21 protein-coding genes are annotated in these 24074 nt (G+C 73.5%); 11 read left to right on the top strand and 10 right to left on the bottom strand.

Going from position 1 to position 24074, the window contains the following annotated elements:
• Both CP980_RS05035 and CP980_RS05030 read left to right on the top strand, forming a co-directional pair.
• Positions 1-1074 carry an alkene reductase gene (locus CP980_RS05035; RefSeq protein WP_150492750.1) on the top strand — a complete coding sequence of 358 codons (1074 nt, stop codon included), beginning with the start codon at positions 1-3 and terminating at the stop codon, positions 1072-1074.
• Positions 1075-1172: 98 nt separating this feature from the next.
• The gene (locus CP980_RS05030; RefSeq protein ID WP_150492749.1) at positions 1173-1733 is read left to right on the top strand and encodes a pyridoxamine 5'-phosphate oxidase family protein; all 561 of its coding nucleotides are present in this window, start codon (positions 1173-1175) and stop codon (positions 1731-1733) included.
• Between the two features lie 61 nt (positions 1734-1794).
• On the opposite strand, the gene CP980_RS05025 is transcribed toward CP980_RS05030, so the two are convergent.
• Both CP980_RS05025 and rox read right to left on the bottom strand, forming a co-directional pair.
• Positions 1795-3837 (bottom strand): DUF11 domain-containing protein, encoded by a 2043-nt coding sequence (locus tag CP980_RS05025; RefSeq protein WP_150492748.1) that lies wholly within the window; start codon positions 3835-3837, stop codon positions 1795-1797.
• 162 nt (positions 3838-3999) lie between these two features.
• On the bottom strand, positions 4000-5469 hold the full coding sequence (gene rox, locus CP980_RS05020; protein ID WP_150492747.1) for a rifampin monooxygenase: 1470 nt from the start codon (positions 5467-5469) through the stop codon (positions 4000-4002).
• A gap of 378 nt (positions 5470-5847) precedes the next feature.
• On the opposite strand from rox, the gene CP980_RS05015 reads away from it, so the two are divergent.
• The 3 genes from CP980_RS05015 to CP980_RS05005 all read left to right on the top strand — a co-directional run bounded on the left by CP980_RS05015 (position 5848) and on the right by CP980_RS05005 (position 8069).
• Positions 5848-6513, top strand: coding sequence for a DUF5701 family protein (locus CP980_RS05015; RefSeq protein ID WP_150492746.1), 666 nt, complete (start codon positions 5848-5850; stop codon positions 6511-6513).
• Between the two features lie 114 nt (positions 6514-6627).
• Complete coding sequence (locus CP980_RS05010) at positions 6628-7101, top strand: carboxymuconolactone decarboxylase family protein (protein WP_099895259.1); 474 nt, start codon at positions 6628-6630, stop codon at positions 7099-7101.
• A gap of 44 nt (positions 7102-7145) precedes the next feature.
• Positions 7146-8069 carry an RNA polymerase sigma-70 factor gene (locus CP980_RS05005; RefSeq protein ID WP_150492745.1) on the top strand — a complete coding sequence of 308 codons (924 nt, stop codon included), beginning with the start codon at positions 7146-7148 and terminating at the stop codon, positions 8067-8069.
• A gap of 91 nt (positions 8070-8160) precedes the next feature.
• Here the strand turns inward: CP980_RS05005 and CP980_RS05000 are convergent, their stop codons facing one another.
• The 3 genes from CP980_RS05000 to CP980_RS04990 all read right to left on the bottom strand — a co-directional run bounded on the left by CP980_RS05000 (position 8161) and on the right by CP980_RS04990 (position 11715).
• The gene (locus CP980_RS05000; protein ID WP_150492744.1) at positions 8161-9582 is read right to left on the bottom strand and encodes an amidase; all 1422 of its coding nucleotides are present in this window, start codon (positions 9580-9582) and stop codon (positions 8161-8163) included.
• Between the two features lie 56 nt (positions 9583-9638).
• Positions 9639-10346, bottom strand: a complete 708-nt coding sequence (locus tag CP980_RS04995; RefSeq protein ID WP_150492743.1) for an alpha/beta fold hydrolase — start codon at positions 10344-10346, stop codon at positions 9639-9641.
• Positions 10347-10437: 91 nt separating this feature from the next.
• The gene (locus CP980_RS04990; RefSeq protein WP_150492742.1) at positions 10438-11715 is read right to left on the bottom strand and encodes an MFS transporter; all 1278 of its coding nucleotides are present in this window, start codon (positions 11713-11715) and stop codon (positions 10438-10440) included.
• A gap of 270 nt (positions 11716-11985) precedes the next feature.
• On the opposite strand from CP980_RS04990, the gene CP980_RS04985 reads away from it, so the two are divergent.
• The 5 genes from CP980_RS04985 to CP980_RS04965 all read left to right on the top strand — a co-directional run bounded on the left by CP980_RS04985 (position 11986) and on the right by CP980_RS04965 (position 18055).
• Positions 11986-12999, top strand: a complete 1014-nt coding sequence (locus CP980_RS04985; RefSeq protein ID WP_150492741.1) for a LacI family DNA-binding transcriptional regulator — start codon at positions 11986-11988, stop codon at positions 12997-12999.
• Positions 13000-13210: 211 nt separating this feature from the next.
• On the top strand, positions 13211-14428 hold the full coding sequence (locus tag CP980_RS04980) for a thiolase family protein (protein ID WP_150492740.1): 1218 nt from the start codon (positions 13211-13213) through the stop codon (positions 14426-14428).
• 155 nt (positions 14429-14583) lie between these two features.
• The gene (locus CP980_RS04975) at positions 14584-16023 is read left to right on the top strand and encodes an aldehyde dehydrogenase family protein (RefSeq protein WP_150492739.1); all 1440 of its coding nucleotides are present in this window, start codon (positions 14584-14586) and stop codon (positions 16021-16023) included.
• A gap of 78 nt (positions 16024-16101) precedes the next feature.
• Positions 16102-16491: a thioredoxin family protein gene (locus CP980_RS04970; protein ID WP_132754350.1), complete on the top strand. Its 390-nt coding sequence runs from the start codon at positions 16102-16104 to the stop codon at positions 16489-16491.
• A gap of 124 nt (positions 16492-16615) precedes the next feature.
• A complete protein-coding gene (locus tag CP980_RS04965; protein ID WP_132754348.1) occupies positions 16616-18055 on the top strand; it encodes a dihydrolipoyl dehydrogenase family protein in 1440 nt (479 codons plus the stop codon).
• On the opposite strand, the gene CP980_RS04960 is transcribed toward CP980_RS04965, so the two are convergent.
• Positions 18027-18329, bottom strand: coding sequence for a DUF2087 domain-containing protein (locus CP980_RS04960; RefSeq protein WP_132754346.1), 303 nt, complete (start codon positions 18327-18329; stop codon positions 18027-18029). The genes CP980_RS04965 and CP980_RS04960 overlap by 29 nt on opposite strands.
• Positions 18330-18495: 166 nt before the next feature.
• Here CP980_RS04960 and CP980_RS04955 point away from each other — a divergent pair, with 166 nt between their 5' ends.
• On the top strand, positions 18496-21243 hold the full coding sequence (locus CP980_RS04955) for a penicillin acylase family protein (RefSeq protein ID WP_150492738.1): 2748 nt from the start codon (positions 18496-18498) through the stop codon (positions 21241-21243).
• Positions 21244-21347: 104 nt separating this feature from the next.
• Here CP980_RS04955 and CP980_RS04950 read toward each other — a convergent pair whose 3' ends face one another.
• The 4 genes from CP980_RS04950 to CP980_RS04935 all read right to left on the bottom strand — a co-directional run bounded on the left by CP980_RS04950 (position 21348) and on the right by CP980_RS04935 (position 24036).
• Positions 21348-21998, bottom strand: a complete 651-nt coding sequence (locus CP980_RS04950; RefSeq protein WP_132754342.1) for a hypothetical protein — start codon at positions 21996-21998, stop codon at positions 21348-21350.
• Complete coding sequence (locus CP980_RS04945) at positions 21995-22441, bottom strand: DUF6114 domain-containing protein (RefSeq protein ID WP_229906838.1); 447 nt, start codon at positions 22439-22441, stop codon at positions 21995-21997. The genes CP980_RS04950 and CP980_RS04945 overlap by 4 nt, the downstream gene beginning before the upstream one ends.
• Positions 22432-23094 (bottom strand): DUF6230 family protein, encoded by a 663-nt coding sequence (locus CP980_RS04940; protein ID WP_373312780.1) that lies wholly within the window; start codon positions 23092-23094, stop codon positions 22432-22434. Before CP980_RS04940 ends, CP980_RS04945 begins: the two co-directional genes overlap by 10 nt.
• 138 nt (positions 23095-23232) lie before the next feature.
• Complete coding sequence (locus CP980_RS04935) at positions 23233-24036, bottom strand: MerR family transcriptional regulator (RefSeq protein WP_229906839.1); 804 nt, start codon at positions 24034-24036, stop codon at positions 23233-23235.
• Positions 24037-24074 lie beyond the last annotated feature (38 nt).

Genomic DNA, 24074 nt, shown 5'->3' with positions numbered 1-24074 from the left:
GTGACCACCCTTTTCGACAGCCATCGACTCGGTGACCTGACCCTGCCGAACCGGGTGGTGATGGCCCCCATGTCGCGGGTCCGGGCCGCCGCCGGCGGTCTGGCGACACCCTCGATGGCGACGTACTACGCCCAGCGCGCCACGGCCGGGCTGATCGTGAGCGAGGGGGTGCAGCCGAGCCTGATCGGCCAGTCCAATCCGGGGACCCCGGGACTGCACACCGACGAGCAGGTCGAGGCGTGGCGCCCGGTGACCGCCGCGGTCCGCTCCAACGGCGGACGGATCTTCGCCCAGATCATGCACGGCGGCCGCGTCTCGCACCCCGACACCACCGGCACCCGGCCGGTCGGTCCCTCGGCCGTCGCCGCCGTCGGCGAGGTGTTCACCGCGGCCGGGCCGCGCCCCGCTCCCGTACCGCGCGCCCTGGCCACCTCCGAGGTGCCCGGGCACGCCCGCTCGTACGCCGAGGCCGCCCGGCGCGCCGTCGACGCCGGCTTCGACGGCGTCGAGCTGCACGGCGCCAACGGCTACCTGATCTCGCAGTTCCTCTCCTCCAACGCCAACCTGCGCACGGACCGCTACGGAGGCTCGGTGGCGGGCCGGATCCGGTTCGCCGTCGAGGCCGCGGCCGCCACCGTCGACGCCATCGGCGGGACCAGGACCGGGATCCGCCTCTCCCCGGGCGGCACGTTCTGGGGCGTCGCGGAAACCGAAGTCCCCGAGCTCTACGCGGCGCTGCTGGCCGAGCTCGCCCGCCTCGACCTGGCGTACGTCCACCTCGAAGCGACCGCCGACGAGCCCGTGCTCCTCGGTCTGCGCCGGGCCTGGCCGGGCACCCTCGTCGTGAACCCGACCCTCCCGATGGGCTCCAAGCAGACCGGCCGGGCCGACGCGGACCACTGGCTCGGGCTCGGCGCCGACCTCATCAGCTTCGGCCGCGCCTACATCGCCAACCCCGACCTGGTGGAGCGGTTGCGCCTGGGGCTGCCCGTCGCGCCCGTGGACGAGGCCACGCTCTACCAGGGCGGCGACGCGGGCTACCTCACCTACTCGGCGTACCAGCACGCGGGCTGATCCCGCCCCGGCCCCCGCGGGCAGACGGGCGAAACGGACACGGCGAGGGTTTCCGTACGGGCCGCCGGTCGTTACGGGACCAGGAAGGGAGGTCCGCCATGCCCGCACACGGACCCGAGAAGCACCCCACGACCACCGAGCTCGACGCCCGCTACAGCTCCGCGCTCAACCCCCGCCCGGGCGCCGCGGACGTCACCGCCACCGACTGGGCCGAGGCCCTGCGGCAGTTGGCGGACGCCGAGATCTTCTGGGCGTCCACGGTGCGGGCCGACGGCCGGCTGCACGTCACACCCGTGATCGCGGCCTGGCACGACGGGGCGCTGTACTTCTCGACCGGACCGGACGAGCAGAAGGCGAAGAACCTCGCCCACGACGGTCACTGCGCACTGACCACCGGGGGGAACTCCCTCACGGCAGGATTCGACCTCGTGATCGAGGGGACGGCCCGGCAGGTGGCCGATCCGGCGGCGCTGGAGGAGGTGATCACGGCGTACGAGACGAAGTACGGCCCCCACATGACCTCCACCGAGGGCACCTTCCACGGCATGGGGGACGCGATCCGCAAGGGCGGCGCGGTGGTCTTCGCGCTGCCCCCGTCCACGGCCTACGGCTTCGGCCGTGACAACGGGATCTACACGCACACCCGCTGGACGTTCTGAGCGCCCCGGGAGTGGGAAGAGCCGTCGCGGCGTTCGTCGCGACGGCTCTCCGGCGAGGGGGTCAGGGGCAGTTGGTGCGGGTGTCGCCCGGGTCCGTGGTGCAGGTGTCGGTGCCGGGACCGCCGTTCGCGCTGTCGTTGGCAAAGACTCCGTCGGTGGTGGTCAGGCGGTCGTTGCCGTAGTCGCCGGTCAAGGTGTCGTTGCCCGGGCCGCCGTTCAGGGTGTCGTCGCCGTAGCCGCCGTCGATGTTGTCGTTCCCGTAACCGCCGTAGACGGTGTCGTTCCCGTAGCTCGCGCGGACGGTGTCATTGCCGCCGAGACCGCAGATCACGTCGGTGAAGTAGCCGCCGGTCAGGGTGTCCGCGCCGACGGTGCCGACGACCGTGCAGCCGTGGGCGTTGTTCACCGAGGTCGTCGCCGCCCTCGTGTTGTTCGCGGTCGAGGGGTCCTGCTGCGTCGCGCTCACGACCGCCGTGTTCGTGACCGTGCCGGTGGACCGCGGCTCCGCCGTCACCGTGACCGTCGCGCTCGCGCCCGGGGCCAGCGAGCCGAGGGCGCAGCCGGCGCCCGTCGCCGTGGTCGTACACGTACCCTGCGAGGCGGCGGCCGAAGTGAGCGCCACCGCGGCGCCGGTGAGGGTGTCCGTCAGTGTGACGCCGGTCGCGGTGGCGGTGGAGGCCGCGGAGTTGGTGACCGTCACCGTGTAGGCGGCGCGGTCGCCGATGCTCACCGTGGCCGCCGGGGTCTGCGTCACCGACAGGTCCGCGCTCGGCGGCGGGGGCGGCGCGGTGCCGTCGCCGCCCTGGTAGCGGGCGAGGGCGAAGGCGAAGCCCGCACCGAAGCCCGCCGCGACGATCTTGCCGTCCGGCTGTACGAGCACCCCGCGGGCCTCGTCCCGGTCCTGGAAGCCCGTGACCACGAACCCGTCGCCGCCGAAGCCGGTGTCCACCGTGCCGTTGGCGTTGAAACGGGCCACGCCGAAGTCGTTGGCCTCTTCGCTGTTGGGGTCGTCGGCCTGCCCCGCGATGACGATCTTTCCGTTCGGCTGGAGCGCCAGGGCGTTGGCGCCCCCGCCATCACCGGGGAAGTGGACCGAGGTGCGCCCGCCGCTGCCGAAGCCGTTGTCGGGGCTGCCGTCGGCGTTGTAGCGCAGCAGGGCCACCCCGACCGCGCCGGAGCCCGCGGCGACGATCTTGCCGTCCGGCTGCACCGCCACGTCGTTTCCGAACTCGGTGCCGCCGAAGTCCGCGGTCACCATGCCGTCTCCGCTGAAAGTGGGGTCGAGGCTGCCGCCCGGCAGGTAGCGGACCACGCCGATGTCGAAGTTCGTGTTGCCGACGTACCCGACCGAGACGATCTTGCCGTCCGGCTGGAGGGCGATGCGGCGGGCGGTGCCCCCGGCGTCCTGCGGTGAGGTGGGGGTGAAGCCGGCGACGACCGCGCCGTCGCCGCCGAGACTCGGGTCCAGGTTCCCGGCGCTGTCGAGGCGGACCAGGGCGAAGCCCCCGCCGGCGCCCTTGCCCGCCGCGATGATCTTCCCGTCGGGCTGTACCGCCACGTCCGCGCCGTCCGCGGACCCGCCGAACTCGTCGACCCGTACCAGACCACCGTCGCCGAAGCCCGGGTCCAGGCTGCCGTCGGTGTTGTAGCGGGCCACGGAGAAGAAGCAGCAGCCGCCGCCCTCCTCCGCGACCTCGGTGGTGCCCGCCACGACGATCTTCCCGTCCGAGGGCTGGATCGCCACCGCGTTCGCCGTATGGGCGCCGCCGCCGAAGTCGCTCGTCACGGTGCCGTCCCCGGCGAAGCCGGGGTCGAGGCCGCCGGCCGCGTCGTACCGGGCGAGCGCGAAGCCGGCCTCGCTCAGGCCGACCACGACCAGCTTGCCGTCGGCCTGCCGCGCGATGTCGTGGCCCTCCGCGTAGCCGGGGAACGGGGTGACCACCCGGCCGTCCGGCCCGAAGGACGGATCCGGATCGCCGGGCGCGGCCAGCGCGGAGCCGGGCAGCGCCAGTACCAGGGCCAAGCCGAGCGCGGTGGCCAGTACGCCCGTCCTCCCGCCGGGTCCGCGGCGCCGCCGCGCGGGTCTCAGGTCTGCGTGGGTCATGGGCGTACGAACCTCCGGCCTCGCGGGGTGCAGGGAGCAGCGCACAGCTTCGTACGGGAGCCCGCCCGCGCCCCGTGAGCCGTGCCGCACTGCGCCCGTTGGGCCCGGGGAACCACCCCGGCGGGGGAGCGCGCGCGGGGTGATCGCCGGGGCGGGCCGTGCTCAGCCGGCGGTGGCGCCGAACCACTTGGGCAGGTGGCGGAGCAGATCCCCCTGGTCCTCACCCACCCACGCGACATGGCCGTCGGGGCGCAGCAGCACCGCGGGCACCGCCAGTTCCGCACTGACCTCGACGACGTGGTCGACGCGGTCCGACCAGCCCGCCGCCGAGAGCCGGCCGGTCTGGTCGAGCAGCAGGCCGCGGCCGCCGCGCATCAGCTCGTAGAGGCGGCCGCGCCCCAGCGCCACGTCCCGCATCCGCCGGCCGAGCAGTTCACGGCCTTGCTCCTGGCCATGGCCCTGGCCTTGGCCTTGGCCTTGGTCCTCGCCGATGTCGTAGCGGACGGAGATCGCGGTGATCTTCTCGATCAGGTACCGGTTGACCTCCTCGAAGTCGACCAGTTCCGCGAGCAGTCGGCGTACCGCCAGGGCGCCCGGCTCCGTCGACATCAGCTGGATCTGCGCGCGGGTGTTGTCCAGTACGTCGGCGGCCACCGGACGGCGTTCCGCGTGGTAGCTGTCCAGGAGCCCCTCGGGCGCCCAGCCGGCGATCTCGGCGGCCAGCTTCCAGCCGAGGTTGAACGCGTCCTGGATGCCGAGGTTGAGCCCCTGCCCGCCGGTCGGGGGGTGGATGTGCGCCGCGTCGCCCGCCAGCAGCACGCGGCCGACCCGGTAGCGCTCGGCCAGCCGTGTCGCGTCGCCGAAGCGGGAGAGCCAGCGCGGGGAGTGCGCGCCGAAGTCGGTGCCGGCGTAGGCGCGCAGCTGCTGCCGGAACTCGTCGAGGGTGGGCGCCGCGGCACGGTCCTCGGCCACGCCCTCGGCGGGAGTGACCACGCGGTAGACCCCGTCCCCCAGCGGCATGGCGCCGAAACGCAGCTGGGTCTTGCGGACTTCGGCCACTGCGGCGGCCACCGCCTCGGCCGGCTCGGCCAACTCCATCACGCCCAGCAGCGTCTCGACCCGGGAAGGCTCCCCGGGGAAGCCGACGCCGAGCAGTCTGCGGACCGTACTGCGGCCCCCGTCGCAGCCGACGGCGTAGCGGGCGCGCAGCCGGGTGCCGTCGGCCAGCTCGGCGGTCACCCCCTCGTCGTCCTGGACCAGTCCGACCAGCTCGCAGCCGCGCCGGATCTCCACGCCGACCTCGGTGGCGTGCTCGGTCAGCAGCCGCTCGGTGATCTCCTGCGGGATGTGGAGGACGTACGAGTGCGCCGTGTCCAGGCGCTGGGGCCAGGAGGTGCCGAGGCCGGCGAAGAAGCCGCCGACCGTGAACTGCCGACCGAGCGGGAGGAACCGCTCCAGCAGGCCGCGCTGGTCCATCACCTCGATGCTGCGCACGTGCAGGCCCTGGGCGCGCGACTGACCGGTCGGCTGCGCCTCCTTCTCCAGCACGAGCACCCGCACGCCGTGCAGGCGCAGCTCGCAGGCCAGCATCAGTCCGGTCGGCCCGCCGCCGACCACGATCACGTCCATCAAGAAGACCCCCGGTTACGTCACAAAGGCGCAGATATCACGCGAACCGAATATTTCGGAAGGTTTCTGGCCTCGGCCGACGATTGTGCGCCACGCCGGGGGCCTTGTGGCAAGCCCCCCACTGCGCTATACGTTGAGAAGGGCAAGGAGTGGGTTACCTCCTTGCCCTTCTTCGTTTCAGCGCCCGGTCAGGACCGAGGCCAGGCCGAAATCGAGGCGGTGGTCGAAGCAGTCCGGCGCGCGGTGGGCCGGGGCGCGCCGGACTGCTCCCGCCCCGACGGGCGCGTGGCCCGGGCAGGGGGAGGCGGCGGGGGAACATTGCGGCGGGGCGCCTCGTTGGTCCGGGGTCCACCGCTCTGAACCGCCAGCCGCAGGAGTGACGTGCCCGAGACCTCTTCCAGCCCCGCCGTGCCCCCTCTCCCGCCGCTCTCCGCCCAGGCAGAGCGCCTGATCGCGCTCGGAGTGCACGAGCTCGCCCGGATCCCCGCCGGTGAACTGCGCGCCTTCGCCTCCGCGCAGGACGGCGCGCCCGGGCACGGCGGTGACGTCCTGCTCGCCGTCCACCCGGACCGGGCCCCCGCCTCCGCCCTCGCCCCGCTGCTCCGCCGCGAGGACAAGCCGGGTTTCGTCGTCACCGACATGGCCGACGTGGACGGATTCGGCCCGCTCGACGCCATCGAGCTGCCCGGCGCCCCGCTGTACGTGGTCACGGGCGTCGACCGGGGCGACCACCTGTCCAACTGGAGCCCGGAAGAGGCGCTGCCCGCCCTCGCCGGGGAGCAGCGCACCCCGCTGCTGCTCACCGAGGGGGTCCACTGGGTGCTCCAGCAGCCGGCGGCCCTGGAGCGCAACCGCTGCTTCATGACCATCGGCTCCCGGCTGCGCAAGGCGAACGGCGCCCTGGACGCCCGTACCCCGGCGATCTGGATCAGCAACGGCACGGGCCGGGACGGCCGCGAGCGGCGCGCCGCGCCGAAGGTCGGCTGGTGCTGGTGGGGCAATCGCCACACCTGGCTCGGCTTCGCCTCCGCGACCGGCCGCGCGTAGTCCGGGCCGCGGGAGGAGAGGGGCGTGTTCCGGGTCACACGGAGGCGTGTCACAGGGGGGCGGGCTGCCTCGTCTTCAGGGGTGCAGGCACCGACGATCACCAAGGAGAACCCCATGGACGCGCGACTGGACTTCTTCACCGACGCGAAGCCCGGCAAGGCCTTCACCCACCTGATGTCGGCGGGCAGGGCCATCAAGGAACTGCCGTTGCCGGCCGCGACGCAGGAGCTCCTGGCGCTGCGCGTGAGCCAGATCAACGGCTGCGCGGTATGCGTCGACATGCACACGAAGGAGGCCGCCGCGGCCGGCGAGAGCGCGACGAGGCTGCACTTGGTGGCGGCGTGGCGGGAGGCCACCGTCTTCACCGAGGCGGAGCGGGCCGCACTGGAGCTGGCCGAGGAGGGGACCCGGGTCGCGGACGCGGCCGGCGGGGTCGGCGACGAGGTGTGGGCGCGGGCCGCGCGCCACTACGACCAGGAGCAGCTCAAAGCCCTGGTGCTCTTCGTCTCCTTCATGAACATGGTGAACCGGCTCAACGTCATCACCCGGCAGCCGGCCGGGAATTACGTGGCCGGGCAGTTCCACTGAACCACGACGGGGCGACCGGACGACGGGACGACAGGGAGATCGGCGTGAGCAAGGTCGAGGAGTTCGAGGAGCTGCGCCCGCTGCTGTTCTCGATCGCCTATCGGATTCTGGGCAGTGTGGGCGAGGCCGAGGACGCGGTGCAGGAGACGTGGCTGCGCTTCGACGGCTCCTCGACCCGGCCCACCTCGACCAAGGCCTTCCTCTCGGCCGCGGTGACGCGGATCGCGATCGACGTACTGCGCTCCGCCCGGGTGCGGCGCGAGGAGTACGTCGGCCCGTGGTTCCCCGAACCGCTGCTGAGCGATCCGTACGAGGACCCCGCGCGGGCGGTGGAACTCGCCGATTCCGTCTCGATGGCGGTGCTGCTGCTCCTGGAGCGGCTCAGCCCGCTGGAACGGGCCGTGTTCGTGCTCCGGGACGTGTTCGCCTTCGGCTTCGACGAGATCGCCGCCGCGGTGGGGCGCTCCGAGGCGGCCTGCCGCCAGCTGCTCGTACGGGCGCGGCGGCACATGCAGGCGGGGCGGCCGCGCTTCGAGACCGCCCGCGCGGAGCGGGAGGAACTCGCGGCGCGGTTCTTCGAGGCCCTCCGCGAAGGCGACGTCGGCGGCCTGCGGGAACTGCTCGCCGCCGACGTGTCGATGGTCGGTGACGGCGGAGGCAAGGCCCCGCAGCTGGCCAGGGCCGTCGTGGGAGCCCAGAACGTGGCCCGGCTGCTCGCCGCCGTCTACCCCCGCCTGACGGGGCTGGGGCTCACGTTCGAACCGCAGGAGATCAACGGCCAGCCGGGCGCCGTCGTCCGCGACCGGGACGGCAGGGTGCTCCAGACCCTGGCCCTCGACGTGCTCGACGGGCGGATCCAGGCCATCCGATCCGTGATCAACCCCGAAAAGCTGGGGCACCTGGGCCCGGTGGCGGACGCCTGGGCCATCCACCGCGAAGCGAAGCACGTACGCCGACCCGCGTGGTGACCGCTGCGCCGCGACGCCCGGCCCCGTCGCCGCCCGGTGTGTACGCCCGGCACGTACGCCCGGCACGCGCGCCCGAGCCGGAGCACCGGCATCACGTCGGCCAGTGGCTCGTCCAGGCTTCCGCCGCTTCCGCCTGGGCGGCCAGGGAGAGGAGGAGGGGCTCCGAGTCGGCCGGGCCCAGGAGCTGGGCGCCGAGGGGCAGGCCCGCCGAGGTGAAGCCCGCCGGGATGTTCACCCCCGGCCAGCCCAGGACGTTCCACGTCCAGGCGTACGGGCACGCCGCGATCATCGCCCGGTCCGTGGCCATCGCCCCGAGGCCCGCCAGGGCGCCGATCCGCAGCGGGGGAGTGGCGGTCGTGGGGGTCAGGACCACGTCGAACCGGCCGAAGATCTCCCCGATCCGCCGCCGCAGCAGGGTTTCCGCCCGCCGCGAGGCCCGCAGCGGCAGGCCGCCGAGGATCCGGCCGGTACGCACCGCCCCGTGCGTGCGCGGGTCCAGCAGCCCGGGATCCGGCACCCGGGACGCCCAGTCCCGTACGCCCCCCGTCGCGCGCGGGACGAAGGCCAGGCCGATCCGGCCGTAGCGCGGATCCTCCGGTACCACCTCGTGCCCCAGTGACTCCAGCCGCCCGGCGAGCCGCTCCACCGCGGAACGGACCTCCGGATCGAGGGACTTGGGCGTCGCCGTGAAGGCCATCCCGAACGACAGGGCGATGCGCAGCCGTCCCGGTGGGCGGCGGACCGCCTCCACCGCCGACACGGGGGCCGCCGGGCGGTGCCGGTCCTGGGGGTGCTGGCCGCTCGCGGCGTCCAGCAGGAGCGCCGCGTCGGCGACGCTGCGGGCCAGCACGCCGTTGACCGTCAGTCCGTGGAACGATTCGGGCTCGGGCCAGGTGGAGACGCGCCCGCGCTGCGGTTTGACGCCCACCAGGTGGGTCCAGGCGGCGGGGATCCGTACGGAACCCGCCCCGTCGGAGCCGAGCGCCGCCGGGACCAGCCCCGCGGCCACGGCGGCCGCCGAGCCGCCGGAGGAACCGCCGGGCGTATGGGCCGGGTTCCACGGATTGCGGGTGTCGCCGAACGCGGGGCCCTCGGTGCACGGCCACTGCCCCAGCTCGGGCGTCTGGGTCTTGCCGATGACGATCGCACCGGCCGCGCGCAGTCTGCGTACGGCCTCGCTGTCGGCGGTCTTCGGCGGGAACTCCCCGGCGCAGCCGAAGGCGGTCGGTTCCCCGGCCACGTCCATGTCGTCCTTCACGGCGACCGGTACGCCGAGCAGCGGCAGCCGCTCGCCGGCGGCCAGGCGCCGGTCGGCCGCGTCCGCCTCGGCGAGCGCGGCCTCGGTGCGTACGATCCGGAAGGCGTTGAGCACGGGCTGCGCGGCCGCGATCCGCTCCAGCGCCTCCTCGGTCAACCGGCGTGCGCCGACAGCTCCTTCGGCGAGCGCCCGCGCCGTTTCCACCAGCCCGGAAGAGACGGCCGGAGCCTTCGTGCCTGACGGCGTCACCGACATCGGAACCTCCCCGCTACCGCTCGGTGGGTCCGAAGGTAACGGGGAGGCCCCGAGGGTCACTGGAGCGGCCGTATCCACCCCTCCAGCGAGGCCATGAACCCGTCGAAGTCGTCCCGGTGGATGGTGTGTCCGGCGCCGGCGACCGACCGCACCTCGAAACCGCGCTCCTCCAGCAGCGCCGCCCGCTCCGGGGAGATCAGGAAGCTGGGGTCGGCGAGCTGGACGAGCGAGGGGACCACCGGCGCCGTCGGCAGCAGGTCCGCACCGAACAGCGGGCCCAGGCCGAGCGCCGTTGCCTCGTCCCACACGGCCAGGGTCTCCAGCTCGATGTCGACGTCCGCCTCGTCCCAGCGCGGGTTCATCGCCCGGATCTGCTCCCGGGGCGCCGACTTGAACTGCGCGAACAATTCCGGGCCCATGCCCTCGGCCGGGCTCGCCATATGCCAGGCCGGGTCGGAGAACACCGCCCGCCGAGGCTTCAGCCGGTCCACGGCCAGCGAGAGGGTCAGGCCGCCCAGCGAGTGGCCGATGGCGAGGTCGGCCCCGGCCGGCAGGGTCTCGACCACGTCCTCGGCGAAGAGCTCCGGGCCGTACTCGCCCCGCCCGCTGGCGCCGTGGCCGCGCAGGTCCACGGCGATCACGCGGTAGCCCCGCTCGGCGAGGGCGGGACCGACCCGGCGCCAGGTCCGGTGGTCGGCCATCATGCCGTGGATCAGGAGCGCGACGCGGTCGCCGTCGCCCCAGGTGTGGGTGTGCAGCTGCACGGTAAAGCCTTTCTGGGAGGGTTCTCGGAGGATCGGTTCCCGGACGGATCTCGGGCGCGTTCCCTGCGGTCGCGGGGGAGTCCCCGGGAACTCAGCGCACGCTGCGGATCGGCTTCACCGCAAGGGCGCCCGCCACCGCCAAGGCCGCCGCGACGATGAACAGCGCGGTGTAGCCGCCGCTCACCGACACGATCACCGAGGCGATGAACGGCGCGATGATCTGCGGCCCCGCGTTGGCGATGTTGAGCACGCCCATGTCGCGGGCCGCGTCCTGCGCCTTCGGGAGCACCATCGTCACGAGCGCCGTGTCCACGGCCATGTACGAGCCGAACGCGAGCCCGTTGACGGCCGCGAAGGCCAGCATCGCCGTCCAGCTGTCCGACACGGCCGGGATCACGAGCGCGAGGGCCGACAGCAGGGCGGAGGCGCCGACGAAGAGCTTGCGCCGGTCGAGCCGGTCGGACAGGTACCCGCCGAGGACCGTGGAGACCACCATGGCGACGCTGGTCAGCGGCATCAGCACCGCCACCGCCTCCTCCGGCTCCATGCCGCCGGGGAGCACGGTGTGGTCCTGGAGGATGTACAGCTGGTACCCGCTGACCGCGAAGTACCCGAGGACGAGCAGCGCCCGCCCGATGAAAGCCCAGCGGAAGTCGTGGTCGCGCAGGGCGCCGGTGAACGCGGCCAGTTGCTGCTTGACCGGCAGCGGGGCGCGCGCCGGGAGGCGCTCCTCACGGGTGCGGGCGGTGAACAGGACCGCGGCGCCCGCCACGATCGCGCCGAAGAGGAGGTACCCGGTGCGGTAGTCGTCCGAGAACGCGGCGCCGATGAGCGCCCCGAGGGTGGAGCCGAACGGCAGGCCGAGCCCGACGGCCGCGGAGGCCTTGCCGCGCGCGGAGATCGGGACCCGGTCGGGGACCACGGAGGTCAGGGCCGCCTGGTAGACGTTCATGACGGCCTGGCCGAGGCACCAGGCGATCGTGATCAGCAGGATCGTGTCGGCAGAGCCGAGCAGGAACATCGCCGGCACGGCGGCGAGTCCGCCGCCCAGGATCCAGGGATTGCGCCGTCCGCTGCGGTCGGACAGGGCGCCGGCGACCGGGTTGAAGATCGTGGCGAAGATCGCCGAGACCCCTGCGATCAGGCCGAAGTTGGAGACCTTGTTCGCCGGGTCCACGTCCTCGACCTGGAGGGCGAGCAGGACGCCGCCGACGCCGATGTAGAGCGTGTACATCGCGCTGTTCCCGATGAGCAGCAAGGGCAGCAGACCGCGCCCCGGAGCGCGCCCGGCGCTGGTGGCGGCCGGTGCGACGGAGGCGTCGTCGGGGGTGGCTCCGGTGGTTCCGGTGCCGGAGGAGGAAAGGGCCACGGTGCCCTCCTGGGCGGGTTCTTCGTGCGGATGAGGGTGGGGTGGAGCCGGGGTGCGGGATGACGGGAGGGGCTGCGGCGGGGGCGCGTCGGATCACGACAGGGCGGCGGCACGGCTGGGCACGGTCGGACACGTGCGGGAGCAACCCCGGGGAACGGGATGCGACGCCCGGGTTACACGTGTCAATGAATCGTGTAACCACTGTGTAGCATCCGTTTCCGGCCAACCGCTAGCCCTCGGACGCAACCGGTCTGGAAAGATGCCACGGCAATGTCACAGTCATCGAAACCGCCGCAGCCGGCCCCCGTGCCGACCAGCGCCGACGTGGCCCGTCTCGCCGGCGTGTCGCGCGCGACCGTCAGTTACGTCCTCAACAACGCGGAAGCCGTACGCATCAGCGAGCCGACCCGCCGCAAGGTCCGCCGGGCCGCCGAGGAGCTCGGGTACGTCCCGCACGCCGCCGCCCGCAGCCTGCGCGCCGGGCACACCCGGATCGTGCTGCTGCCCACCTCGCACGTGCCCATCGGGCCCCTCTACAGTGCCTTCCTCAACGAGCTCCAGTGGTCGCTGCGCCGCCTCGACTACACCGTGGTCCAGTACGGCAGCCTCGGCCTCAGCGGCGACGAGGCGGCCCGCGCCTGGGCGGAGCTGCGCCCGGTCGCGGTGATCTCGCTCGGCGAGATCACCCTCTCCGCGCACAACGTGGCCACCCTGAAGAGGGCCGGGGCCCGCGCGGTGATAACGATGGGCCCGGTCGGCGTCGCCGGGGCCCATGCCCTGGTCATGGACCAGAGCGAGGTCGGCGCCCGCGCCGCCGCCCACCTCGTCGACCTCGGCCACCGGCGGATCGGCGTGGTCGTCCCGCAGGAGGAGGGGCTGGAGCTCTTCTCCACGCCCCGGCTGGAGGGCGCCCGCTCGGTGGCGGGCGCCGAGATCGATGCACTGCCGATGGCGTACTCGGAGGAGTCGGCCGCCGCCCTCGCCGCCCGCTGGCGCTCCCTGGGCCTGGACGCGGTGTTCGCGTACAACGACGAGTACGCGATGCTGCTGATGCGTGCGCTGATGGACGAGGGGCTGCGGGTCCCCGAGGACGTCGCCGTCGTCGGCGCCGACGATCTGCTCATCGGCAGGCTGCTGCGGCCCCGGCTGAGCACCGTGCAGATCGAGCTGCCGACCGGGGACCACCTGGCCGAGCTGGTGGACCGGGCGGTGCGCGAGCCGGGCGAGATCACGCAGCGGCAGGACCTGATCTCGGCCGTGGCCGTCAGGCGGGAGTCGACCTGAGGCCCGCCCCGGGAGGCCGGACGGGCGGCGCCGCGTCCGCGCGGACCGGTCCGGGGCGGCGTGGGCGTGGCCGGCAGAGGGCCGTTGACAGCCGGTGACCTGCGGACGGAGACTGCGGGCGCGCCCCACCGGGCGCGCCCGGCGCCCGACCGGGTGCCGACCCCGGCACCACCCCGGCGCCGCCCGTACGGATCCGCCCAGGAGAGCCTGCATGAGCATCCGCACCGCCCGCGACGGACGCACCGTCCGCGACGTCTACGTCGTCGACGCCGTCCGCACCCCGATCGGCAAGTTCGGCGGAGCCTACGCCGGGGTCCGCCCCGACGACCTCGCCGCGCACGTCGTCCGCGCGCTGGTGGACCGGACGCCCGACCTCGACCCCGCCCGCATCGACGACGTGGTCTTCGGTGACGCCAACGGCGCGGGCGAGGACAACCGGGACGTGGCCCGGATGGCCGTCCTGCTCGCCGGGCTCCCGGTGTCCGTGCCCGGGGTCACCGTCAACCGGCTCTGCGGCTCGGGCCTCGAAGCGGTCGTCCAGGCCGCCCGGGCGATCGCGCTGGGCGACGCCTCCGTCGCCATCGCGGGCGGCGTGGAGTCGATGAGCCGCGCGCCCTGGGTGGTGCAGAAGCCCGAGCGGCCCTTTCCCGCCGGCCACCAGCAGATGTGGTCCACCACCCTGGGGTGGCGGATGACCAACCCGCGCATGCCCGCGGAGTGGACGGGCTCGCTCGGCGAGGGCGCCGAGCTCATCGCGGAGAAGCACGGGATCACCCGCGAGGCCCAGGACCTCTTCGCCCTGGAGAGCCACCGCAAGGCCGCGGCTGCCTGGGCCGCCGGACAGTACGCCGACGAGGTCGTCGCCTACCCCGGGGTGGACCTCGTACGCGACGAATGCATCCGCGAGGGCTCCACCCCCGAGGCCCTGGCCCGCCTGAAGCCCGCCTTCCGCTCGGACGGCACGGGTACGGTCACGGCCGCGAACGCCTCCCCGCTCAACGACGGCGCCGCGGCGCTGCTGCTGACCGACGAGGAGGGGCTGGCCGCCACCGGCAGGGAGCCGCTGGCCCGGATCAGCGCCTCCGCGGTCACCGGCATCGAGCCGCAGCTCTTCGGCCTGGGCCCGGTCGACGCCGTGCGGCGGGCGCTCGCGAAGGCGGGCAGGAGCCTGGCCGACCTGACGACCGTCGAGCTCAACGAGGCCTTCGCGGCGCAGGCGTTGGGCTGTGTCGCGGCCTGGCCGGAGCTGGACCCGGCCGTGCTCAACCCGCGCGGCGGCGCCATCGCCATCGGCCACCCGCTGGGCGCCTCCGGGGCCCGGCTGGCCGGTTCGGTGGCGCACCAGCTGGCCGCGGCCGGCTCGGGCACGGGCATGGCGACGCTGTGCATCGGTGTCGGGCAGGGCATCGCGCTGGTCCTGGAGCGCTGAACGCCGCGCGGGCACGGACCCCGCCGTCGATCGTTTCCGGTCACGACGGCGCGTCAACTGCCCAATAACTGAACAGATGTGGTGCCTCCGGTCTGGCACGATGGCGCGTGCTGCCGCCCCCCCGCCCCACCCATCCCCACCGGAGGCCCCGCGCCATGCCGCTCCTCGAACCGACGCTCTGGCAGGACGGACCGACCCTCACCGGAGGCGCCGCCCCGGTCGTCGAACCCGCCACCGGCCGCACCCTGGCCACCCTCGCGCTGGCCGCGCCCGCCGATGTCGCGGAGTCCGCGGTACGGGCCCGGGCCGCCCAGGAGGACTGGGCGCGGGCCGGCCACATGGAGCGGGCCGCCGTCCTGCGCCGCGCCGGAGACCTGTTCGCCGCCCACGCCGGGGAACTGCGGGAGTGGCTCGTGCGCGAGTCGGGCTCCATACCCGGCAAGGCCGACTTCGAGCTGCACGTCGCCGCCCAGGAGTGCTACGAGGCCGCCGCGCTGGCCTCCCGCCCGGCCGGGCAGGTGCTGCCGAGCGAGGCACCGCGGCTCTCCTTCACCCGCCGGGTCCCGGCCGGGGTGGTGGGGGTGGTGGCCCCCTTCAACGCGCCGCTGATCCTCTCGATCCGCTCGGTCGCCCCCGCCCTCGCCCTCGGCAACGCGGTGCTGCTCAAGCCGGACCGGCGGACCGCCGTCTGCGGCGGCCTCGCGCTCGCCGCCGTGTTCGCGGCCGCCGGACTGCCGGCCGGGCTGCTGCACGTGCTGCCCGGAGGCGCGGAGACCGGCGCGGCGGTGGTCGCCGATCCGCTGGTCCGCGTGGTGTCGTTCACCGGGTCCACGGCCGCCGGGCGGATCGTGGGCGAACTGGCGGGACGTCATCTCAAGCGCGCCCACCTGGAGTTGGGCGGCAACTCGGCCCTCGTCGTCCTCAAGGACGCCGATGTGGAGGCCGCCGTCGCACAGGCCTCCTGGGGCACGTTCTTCCACCAGGGGCAGATATGCATGACGGCCGGCCGGCACCTCGTGCACGCCTCGCTGTACGACGAGTACGTCGAGCGGCTCGCCGCGCGGGCCGAGGCGCTGGCGGTGGGGGACCCGTACCGGGAGCCGGTCCACCTGGGACCGCTGATCGACCGCGGCCAGCTGGAGCGGGTGCACGGGCTGGTCGAGGCGAGCACGGAGCGGGGAGCCAAGCTCGTCGTCGGCGGCACGTACGAGGAACTCTTCTACCGGCCGACCGTGCTGGCGGGCGTCGCCGACGACACCCCCGCCTACGCGGAGGAGGTCTTCGGCCCGGTGGCGCCGGTACGGTCCTTCGCGACGGAGGAGGAGGCGGTGGCCCTGGCCTCGGCCGGCCCGTACGGCCTCTCCCTCGGGATCGTGACCCGTGACGCGGCGCGCGGGATGGACCTGGCCGAACGGATCCCGACCGGCATCGCGCACGTCAACGACCAGACGGTGAACGACGAGGCCGTGGCCCCCTTCGGCGGGGTCGGCGCCTCCGGCACCGGGGCCCGGTTCGGCGGCGAGGCGAACCTGGACGCTTTCACGGAGCTGCGCTGGACGACGGTCCGCTCGACCCCGGCGCGGCACCCCTTCTGAGACGGCACGCCGTGGCGGAATGCGCGGGGCGAGCAGATCGTTCAAGGTGCATACAAGGCAATCAGGAGGTCTGGAACCGTGGCTACTGTCGAGCTCACCAAGGAGAACTTCGACCAGACGGTCAGCGAGAACCCGTTCGTGCTGATCGATTTCTGGGCGGGCTGGTGCAGGCCCTGCCTGCAGTTCGCCCCGGTCTACGAGAAGGCCGCGGAGGCCAACCCGGACCTGGTGTTCGCCAAGGTGGACACGGAGGCGCAGCAGGAGCTGGCCGCGGCCTTCCAGATCACCTCGATCCCGACGCTGATGATCGTCCGGGACCAGGTGGCGATCTTCTCGCAGCCCGGCGCGCTGCCGGAGGCCGCGCTGACCGACCTGATCGGGCAGGCGCGGGCGCTGGACATGGAAGAGGTGCGGGCGAAGATCGCCGCCTCGCAGGAGGACGGACAGGCGGGCACGGCGGAGGCCTGAGCCGGCCCGGAGGGCCTCGCCGCCGCGGCCCCGCCGACGTGCGGACGCCGCCGCCGCGCCTCTCCCCGGTGCGCCAGGGTCCCCCCGTAAGGTGACAGGGAAACAAGAGCCCCTGGAACCACGGATGGTGACTGTGTCCGAAGCGGTGGAGTACGACGTCGTGGTGCTCGGCGGGGGACCGGCCGGCGAGAACATCGTGGACCGGACCCGCGCCGCCGGGCTGACCACGGCCCTGGTGGAGGCCGAGCTCATCGGCGGAGAGTGCTCCTACTGGGCCTGCGTCCCGAGCAAGGCGCTGCTGCGCCCGGGGCTGGCCAGGGCCGACGCCCGCCGGGTGCCCGGGCTCGCCGGCTCCGTGGAGGGCCCGCTGGACACGGCCGCCGTGCTGGCGCACCGCGACTACTGGACCTCCCACTGGAAGGACGACGGCCAGGTCGACTGGATCGACTCGACCGGCGCCCACCTCTACCGCGGCCACGGTCGCCTCTACGGCGCCCGCAAGGTCGCCGTCACCAGCCCCGAGGGCGAGCACCACGTCCTCGCGGCCCGGCACGCCGTCGTCGTCGCCACCGGCACCCGGGCCGTGATCCCGGACGTCCCCGGGCTCGCCGCGGCGCGGCCGTGGACCAGCCGCGAGGCCACCTCCGCCCAGCACGCGCCGGGCCGCCTGCTCATCGTGGGCGGCTCGGTGGTGGCCGCCGAGATGGCCACGGCCTGGCAGGCCCTCGGCTCCCAGGTCACGATGCTCGTGCGCGGCTCCGGGCTGCTGCCGCGCATGGAGGACTTCGCGGGCGAGCTGGTCGCCGAGGCGCTGCGCGAGGCCGGCGCGGTGGTCCGTACGGACGTCTCGGTCGAGGCGGTCGTACGGGACGGCTCGACCGGGCCGGTCCAGGTCGTACTGGAGGGCGGCGAGACCCTGGAGGGCGACGAGCTGCTGATGGCGACCGGCCGCTCCCCGCACACCGAGGACATCGGGCTGGAGACCGTCGGGCTCACGCCCGGGGGCTGGATCCCGGTCGACGACAGCTGCCGGGTCGAGGGCCACGACTGGCTGTACGCCGTCGGCGACGTGAACCACCGCGCGCTGCTGACCCACCAGGCCAAGTACCAGGCCCGGATCGCGGGGGCCGCCATCGCCGCCCGCGCGGCGGGCACCGGCGCGCTCGACACCGGCCGCTGGGGCGCGCACGTGGCGACCGCCGACACGCGGGCCATGCCGCAGGTGGTGTTCACCGACCCGGAGGCGGCCGCGGTGGGCCTGACCCTGGCCGAGGCCGAGCGGGCGGGCCACCGGGTCCGCGCCGTCGACTACGACCTCGGCAAGGTCTCGGGCGCAGGGCTCTACGCCGACGGGTACCGGGGGCGGGCCCGGATGGTCGTCGACCTCGACCGGGAGGTGCTCCTCGGGGCCACCTTCGTCGGCCCGGGCGTGGCCGAGCTGCTGCACGCGGCGACGGTCGCGGTCGCGGGGGAGGTCCCGATCGAGCGGCTGTGGCACGCGGTCCCGGCGTTCCCGACGATCAGCGAGATCTGGCTCAGGCTGCTGGAGTCGTACCGGGGATAGCGGATTCCCCCGTGTCGGGCCGGCGGTAGCTGCTGCCGTCCCGGGTCCGCGTCAGCAGGCCCGAGGTGATCAGGTACCGCCGCAGCGCCGAGCAGTCGTCGTGCACGGTGCGCAGCGCGTCGTTCACCTCGGGCTCCGTGTACGCCCGGCCCTCCTCGAAGAGGGTCTCGGCGAGGTGGGCGAGCAGCTGCTCGCGGCGGGCGGCCCTGCGCGGGACGGCGATGAGGCGTCCGCCGGAGAACAGGTCGGCGACGTGGCGTTCATTCTGTGACATGACAGCGACCCTCTCCGACACCCCGCACGGCCGGCAAGGGATTTTCCCGCCCGCGGCGGTGCCCGCCGCCAACTCCCCGGAAAAGTGACGGTCGTTCATCTTACTGAGTGGTAGACCCGCCAGTACCCTCCCCCGTGACCGCTTCCCGCCCCACGGAGGAGCACGTATGCGACGTCCCACCGCTCGCCTGAGAACTGCCGTAGCCGCCGGGGTGATCGCCCTGGCCGCGGCCCTGCTCTCCCCCCTCGCGCCCGCCGCGGCCGCCGATCCCGTACCGCTTCCCGTCGCCGACTACTGCGGGGGCCGGTGCGCGGACATCCTGCCGCCCGGCCAGAACGGCAACGCGACCCTCGCCCAGATCCTCCTGCACAAGGCGTTGGGCACGATGCCCGCCCACGCCTCGGACCAACTGGCGCGCTATGACTCACTGGTGGCCGGATACCCCGGGCTCACCGACGCCAAGGTCAACGACTTCTTCAACGACGCGTCCTTCGGCGTCCCGGCCGGGCAGGTCGAGTCGACCACCAGCCCGCGCTCCGACGTCACCATCACCCGTGACAAGAAGACCGGCGTCCCCCACATCAAGGGAACCACCCGCTACGGGACTTCCTACGGCGCGGGCTTCGCCGCCGCCCAGGACCGGCTCTGGCAGATGGACCTCTTCCGCCACGTCGGCCGCGGCGACCTGACCCCGTTCGCGGGCGGCGCCCTCGCCAACCAGGGCCTGGAGCAGCAGTTCTGGCCGCAGGCCCCGTACACCGAGGCGGATCTCCAGGCCCAGGTGGACCGGATCCGCACCACCGAGGGCGACCGGGGCCGGCTGGCGATGGAGGACGCGCAGGCGTACGTCGACGGGATCAACGCCTACCGCGTCCAGTCCAAGAACGGCCGCTATTTCCCCGGTGAGTACGTGCTCACCGGCCACATCGACTCGATCACCAACGCCGGCGAGATCCAGCCGTTCAAGATCACCGACCTGATCGCGCTGGCCTCCGTCGTCGGCGGGCTGTTCGGCGGCGGAGGCGGCGGCGAGGTACAGGCCGCGCTCTCGCTGCTCTCCGCGCAGCAGAAGTACGGCCTGGAGGAGGGCACCCGGGTCTGGGAGTCCTTCCGCGAGCGCAACGACCCCGAGGCCGTGCTCACCGTCCACGACGGCAGCAGCTTCCCGTACGCGCAGAAGCCCGAGAACCCGCAGGGCACCGTGCTCCCGGACCCCGGCTCGGTCACCGCCGAACAGCTGGTCCACGACCGTACGGGCGCCGCGGCCACGGCCGCCGCCGCGAACCCGCCGCGACCCGTCAAGCAGAGCATGTCCAACGCCCTGCTCGTGTCGGGGGCGAAGACCGCGAGCGGCCACCCCGTCGCCGTGTTCGGCCCGCAGACCGGCTACCTGGCGCCCCAGCTCCTCATGCTCCAGGAGATCCAGGGCCCCGGCATCAGCGCCCGCGGCGCCTCCTTCGCCGGCGTGAGCATGTACGTCCAGCTCGGCCGCGGCCAGGACTACGCCTGGAGCGCCACCTCCGCCGGGCAGGACATCACCGACACCTTCGCCGTCGAGCTGTGCGAGCCCGGCGGCGGGACCCCGACCACCGCGAGCAGCTCGTACCTCTACCGGGGCACCTGCACCCCCATGGAGAAGCTGGAACGCACCAACGCCTGGAAGTCCTCGGTGGCCGACCCGACGCCGAACGGCTCGTACCGGATGCAGGTCTGGCGGACGAACTACGGGATCGTCACCCACCGCGCCACCGCCTCGGGCAAGCCCGTGGCCTACACCGCGCTGCGCTCCACGTACCGCCACGAGGCCGACTCCATCATCGGCTTCCAGATGCTCAACGACCCCTCGTACGTCACGGACGCGCGGACCTTCCAGCAGGCCGCCCAGCACATCGGCTACGCCTTCAACTGGTTCTACGCCGACTCGCGCGAAGCCGCGTACTACAACAGCGGGCTCAACCCGGTCCGGCCCGCCGGGGTCGACGCCGCGCTGCCGATCGCGGGCAGGCAGCAGTACGAGTGGCAGGGCTTCGACCCGGTGGCCAACACCGCCGCCTACACCCCGCCCGCCGAGCACCCGCAGTCCATCGGGCAGGACTACTACATCAGCTGGAACAACAAGCAGGCCGAGGACTACGCCGCGGCCGGCTTCGGCATGGGCTCCGTGCACCGCGGGGACCTCCTCGACCGGCGGGTCAAGCCGCTCGTCGCCGCGGGCGGGGTCACCCGGGCGCAGCTCACCCAGGCCATGGCGGACGCGGCCGTCACCGACCTGCGGGCCGAGAACCTGCTGCCCGAACTGCTCGCGGTGCTGCGCAGCGCGCCGGTCACCGATCCGGCGGTGGCCGCCGCGGTCGACAAACTGGCCGCGTGGCAGGCGGCGGGGACCGAGCGCAAGGAGACCGCACAGGGCTCGAAGACGTACGCGCACGCCGATGCCGTCCGGATCATGGACGCCTGGTGGCCGCTGCTGATCGAGGCCGAGTTCAAGCCGGGTCTCGGGGCGCCGCTCTACGACGCCCTGAAGGCCTCGCTCACCGTCGACGAGGCGCCCAACGCAGGTCACGGACCCACCGGTGCGCATGCCGGGTCGGCTTTCCAGTACGGCTGGTGGAGCTACGCGGACAAGGACCTGCGGACGGTGCTCGGGCGCCCGGTCGCCGGGCCGCTGGCCGAGGCGTACTGCGGCGGCGGCTCGCTGTCCGCGTGCCGTGACGTGATGGCGGCTTCGCTGAAGCAGGCCGCCGCCGCGAACGCGGCGACGGTGTACCCGGCCGACGGGACGTGCGCGGCGGGCGACCAGTGGTGCGCGGACTCGATCGTGCAGCGTCCGGTGGGCGGGCTGAGCCACCCGCAGATCAACTGGCAGAACCGGCCGACGTACCAGCAGGTGGTGGAGTTCCCGGCGCACCGCTGAGGGACCCGGCCGCAGGCGCGGCAAGGCCCGCCGGCCCCGGATCGCTCCGGGGCCGGCGGGCCGTCCCGACTGCGGCCCCGTGCGTACGGGGCCGCAGCGGCCCGTCAGGGGCCGACGGTGATCTGCTGCGCCGGGTCGGTCGTGTCGGTGACCTTGTACACGGCGTTGAAGACGGACGAGGTCGCGCTGGTCGGGCAGCCGAACCCGCCGGTGACCGTGACCGGCACGGAGGCGTTCGTGAAGGTCAGGCTCGGCGGGGCGCCGTTCGCCCAGGCCCCGGCGACGTTCGCCGGGGCCGTCGGGGCCGCGGTGACCGTACAGGTGGCCAGGCCGGTGGTGTGCACGACGAGGCCGCCGACCGGGACCGTCATGGTGGCGGTGATCGGGGAGCCGTTCTGCATCGACACCGACCAGGAACCGCTGGTGGTGACCGTCGGGGTCACACCCGGCATGCTGGAGGTGCACGAGCTGTACGTCGGCGGGGAGATCGGCGAGGAGACGGGCCCGGAGGCGTTCTGGTTGCCGGGGGCCGCCGGGACGGTGCCGGTGGAGACGGAGACCGTACAGGTCACCGTCACCGAACCGGCCTTGAGGGTGGCCTTGCCGCTGAGGGTGGCCTTGAACGAATGCCCTGCCGGGGTGACGGTGGTCGATCCGGCCAGCGGCGCGGGCGCGGCAGTGGCGGTGACCGAGGCCACCGACAGCGCTCCGGCGGCGGCCAACCCGAGGGCGAGCGCGGTACGCGTGCGGCTCATGGCTGTGCTCCTTGGGGATCGGGGTGCGCGGTGGTGCCGGTTGGGGTGGTTCCCGTGGGGGTGGGGGAGTGCGGCTCGGGGCGCCGGGCGGTGGCGTTCGGCTGCCAGGCGAACATCAGCCCGCCGCCGAGGATCCCGAGCAGGGTGCCGATCAGGAACCCGCCGAGGTTCGACATGACCAGCGCGGCGGTGGCGATGAGCGTGGTGAGGACACCGGCGAGGCCGCGCTGGGCGGGCGAGAACCAGGCGGTGAGGCCGAGCACGATCATGACGACGCCCATCAGGACGGACGGGATGCCCGCGATGCCCTGCTGGAGCATCACCTTCAGCGGCGCGAGCGGCAGGGCGCAGATCTCGGCCCCGGCGAGGACGGCGAGGAGCCCGCCCCAGAACGGCCTGCTACGACGCCACCGCCGCCACCGCTGCCACAGGCTCAGAAGCATTCCTTCTTGCCCTTGCTGACGTTCATGCTGAGCCCGGAGAGCTTGAAGGTGCCCGCGTTCGTGGCCCAGGCCGTCTGCTGCAGATCGGTGATGCTGACCGAGTCCGCCTGCTGGGCGAACAGGTCCTGCATGCCCACGGCGTCCGCCGGCCCCTTGTCGAGGGTGGAGGCGTCGCGGCCGATCTCGATGTTGCTGAACACGGCGTCGCCGGCGAGCTGGGTTGCGTCGACGAACAGGTTGCTGGCCTCGACGGGGGCCTTCTTGCCCGCGGTGAGGTTGAGGGAGATGTCGCCGACGACCGGGAGCGTGGTGACGACCGACTGGCAGAGGCTGTGGAGCTTGGCCTCCTTGATGGCGGTGACCGCCACGGGGATGAGCTCCTCGCGGGCGTTGACGTCGACACTGCCGTACTGGGCGAAGCCCTCGCCCTCCAGGCTCGTCGCCGACACCTTGAACTGCTGGCCCGATACCGCGAAGGAGGCGGCGAGGGCGCCCTGCGCGAGGGCGATGCCGAGACCCGCGGTCACGGCGATGGCGGGGACGGTCAGGACGGCGAAGCGGCGCCAGCGGACGCGTCCGCCTCCGGCGTCTTCGCCGCCGCCGTCTCTGCCGGGCGGGGCGGAGGTATCCGATAAGTTGGGGGAATCTGCCATGAGATCGTCCCTTATTCCGGCTGTGCACCGTTGTTACCGACGAGTTGAATGTAAGAGTGCCAATGGGGGTTGGCAAGGTTGTGCGACCGTGCCTTTTCGGCCGACTCCTACCCGTCGGTCACCGCTTGCCGGGCGGCCTTACGCGTCCTTGCGGAGCAGTTCGGCGACCTCCGCCTCCATGCGCCGGGACATCGCCCGGGCGAACTCCGAAGCCACGACCTCGCCCGCCACCGGACGGAGCGCGGACACCGCGTCCGAGACGTGATCCAGTTGGGTGGCCGAAAGCCGCTCCAGCCCGTCCGGTCCGATCACATGCCGCCGGAACAGTCCGACGAACCGGTCGGCGACCGCGGCCGCCTGCGCCTGTACGAAGTCCCCCGCGTCGAGGATCTCCGCGAGCGGCACCCCCTGCCGCACGAGCGTGAGCGTGGCCTCCAGCAGCCGCCGGCTCCGGTGCGTGACCAGGTCGCCGTCGATCCGTACGTACCCCAGCTCCGCGGCGCGCCGGGTGTCATCTGCCGTCCCCGCCGGGCCGAACAGCTCGCGCAGCTCGGCCAGGGTCATGGTGACCGGCTCCTCGTTGACCCAGTCGCGGGTCATCGCCCGCTCCAGGCCGAGGAGTTGGGACAAGCCGCCGCCGGCCTCCCAGGCGTGCAGCAGCTCCGCGATCCCGTTCACGGTGTACCCGCGCCCGAGGAGGTCGCTGATGAGCCGCAGCCGGGTCAGGTGGTCCGCGGAGTACCAGGCGATCCGGCCCTCGCGGCGCGGCGGCGGGAGCAGCCCGCGCTCTTGGTAGTAGCGCAGGTTGCGCACCTTGACGCCGGCCGCGCGGGCCAGGTCCTCGCGGCGGTAGCGCGCTTCGTCCTGGCCGGCGCCGCCCGTACGGCTCCGGCTCCGTGCACTGCCGTCCGTACCGTCGTCTTCTCGTACCTGGCTGCTCACGCGGCCGAGTGTAGGGCGAACCGGGGGAGCTACCGGCG

The sequence above is a fragment of the Streptomyces vinaceus genome (assembly GCF_008704935.1).
Lineage (GTDB): Bacteria > Actinomycetota > Actinomycetes > Streptomycetales > Streptomycetaceae > Streptomyces > Streptomyces vinaceus.
Note: the sequence above shows the minus strand (reverse complement) of the source record. Positions and strands in the feature narration are given on the sequence as shown.

What these genes read in the sequence shown, in the direction of transcription:
- CP980_RS04955 (WP_150492738.1), top strand. Translation starts at nt 18,496, where the DNA reads ATGCGACGTCCCACCGCTCGCCTGAGAACTGCCGTAGCCGCCGGGGTG.
- CP980_RS04960 (WP_132754346.1), bottom strand. Translation starts at nt 18,329, where the DNA reads ATGTCACAGAATGAACGCCACGTCGCCGACCTGTTCTCCGGCGGACGC.
- CP980_RS04975 (WP_150492739.1), top strand. Translation starts at nt 14,584, where the DNA reads ATGCCGCTCCTCGAACCGACGCTCTGGCAGGACGGACCGACCCTCACC.
- CP980_RS04940 (WP_373312780.1), bottom strand. Translation starts at nt 23,094, where the DNA reads ATGGCAGATTCCCCCAACTTATCGGATACCTCCGCCCCGCCCGGCAGA.
- CP980_RS05010 (WP_099895259.1), top strand. Translation starts at nt 6,628, where the DNA reads ATGGACGCGCGACTGGACTTCTTCACCGACGCGAAGCCCGGCAAGGCC.
- CP980_RS04950 (WP_132754342.1), bottom strand. Translation starts at nt 21,998, where the DNA reads ATGAGCCGCACGCGTACCGCGCTCGCCCTCGGGTTGGCCGCCGCCGGA.
- CP980_RS05025 (WP_150492748.1), bottom strand. Translation starts at nt 3,837, where the DNA reads ATGACCCACGCAGACCTGAGACCCGCGCGGCGGCGCCGCGGACCCGGC.
- CP980_RS04945 (WP_229906838.1), bottom strand. Translation starts at nt 22,441, where the DNA reads ATGCTTCTGAGCCTGTGGCAGCGGTGGCGGCGGTGGCGTCGTAGCAGG.
- CP980_RS04985 (WP_150492741.1), top strand. Translation starts at nt 11,986, where the DNA reads ATGTCACAGTCATCGAAACCGCCGCAGCCGGCCCCCGTGCCGACCAGC.
- CP980_RS04965 (WP_132754348.1), top strand. Translation starts at nt 16,616, where the DNA reads ATGGTGACTGTGTCCGAAGCGGTGGAGTACGACGTCGTGGTGCTCGGC.
- CP980_RS05030 (WP_150492749.1), top strand. Translation starts at nt 1,173, where the DNA reads ATGCCCGCACACGGACCCGAGAAGCACCCCACGACCACCGAGCTCGAC.
- CP980_RS05000 (WP_150492744.1), bottom strand. Translation starts at nt 9,582, where the DNA reads ATGTCGGTGACGCCGTCAGGCACGAAGGCTCCGGCCGTCTCTTCCGGG.
- CP980_RS04980 (WP_150492740.1), top strand. Translation starts at nt 13,211, where the DNA reads ATGAGCATCCGCACCGCCCGCGACGGACGCACCGTCCGCGACGTCTAC.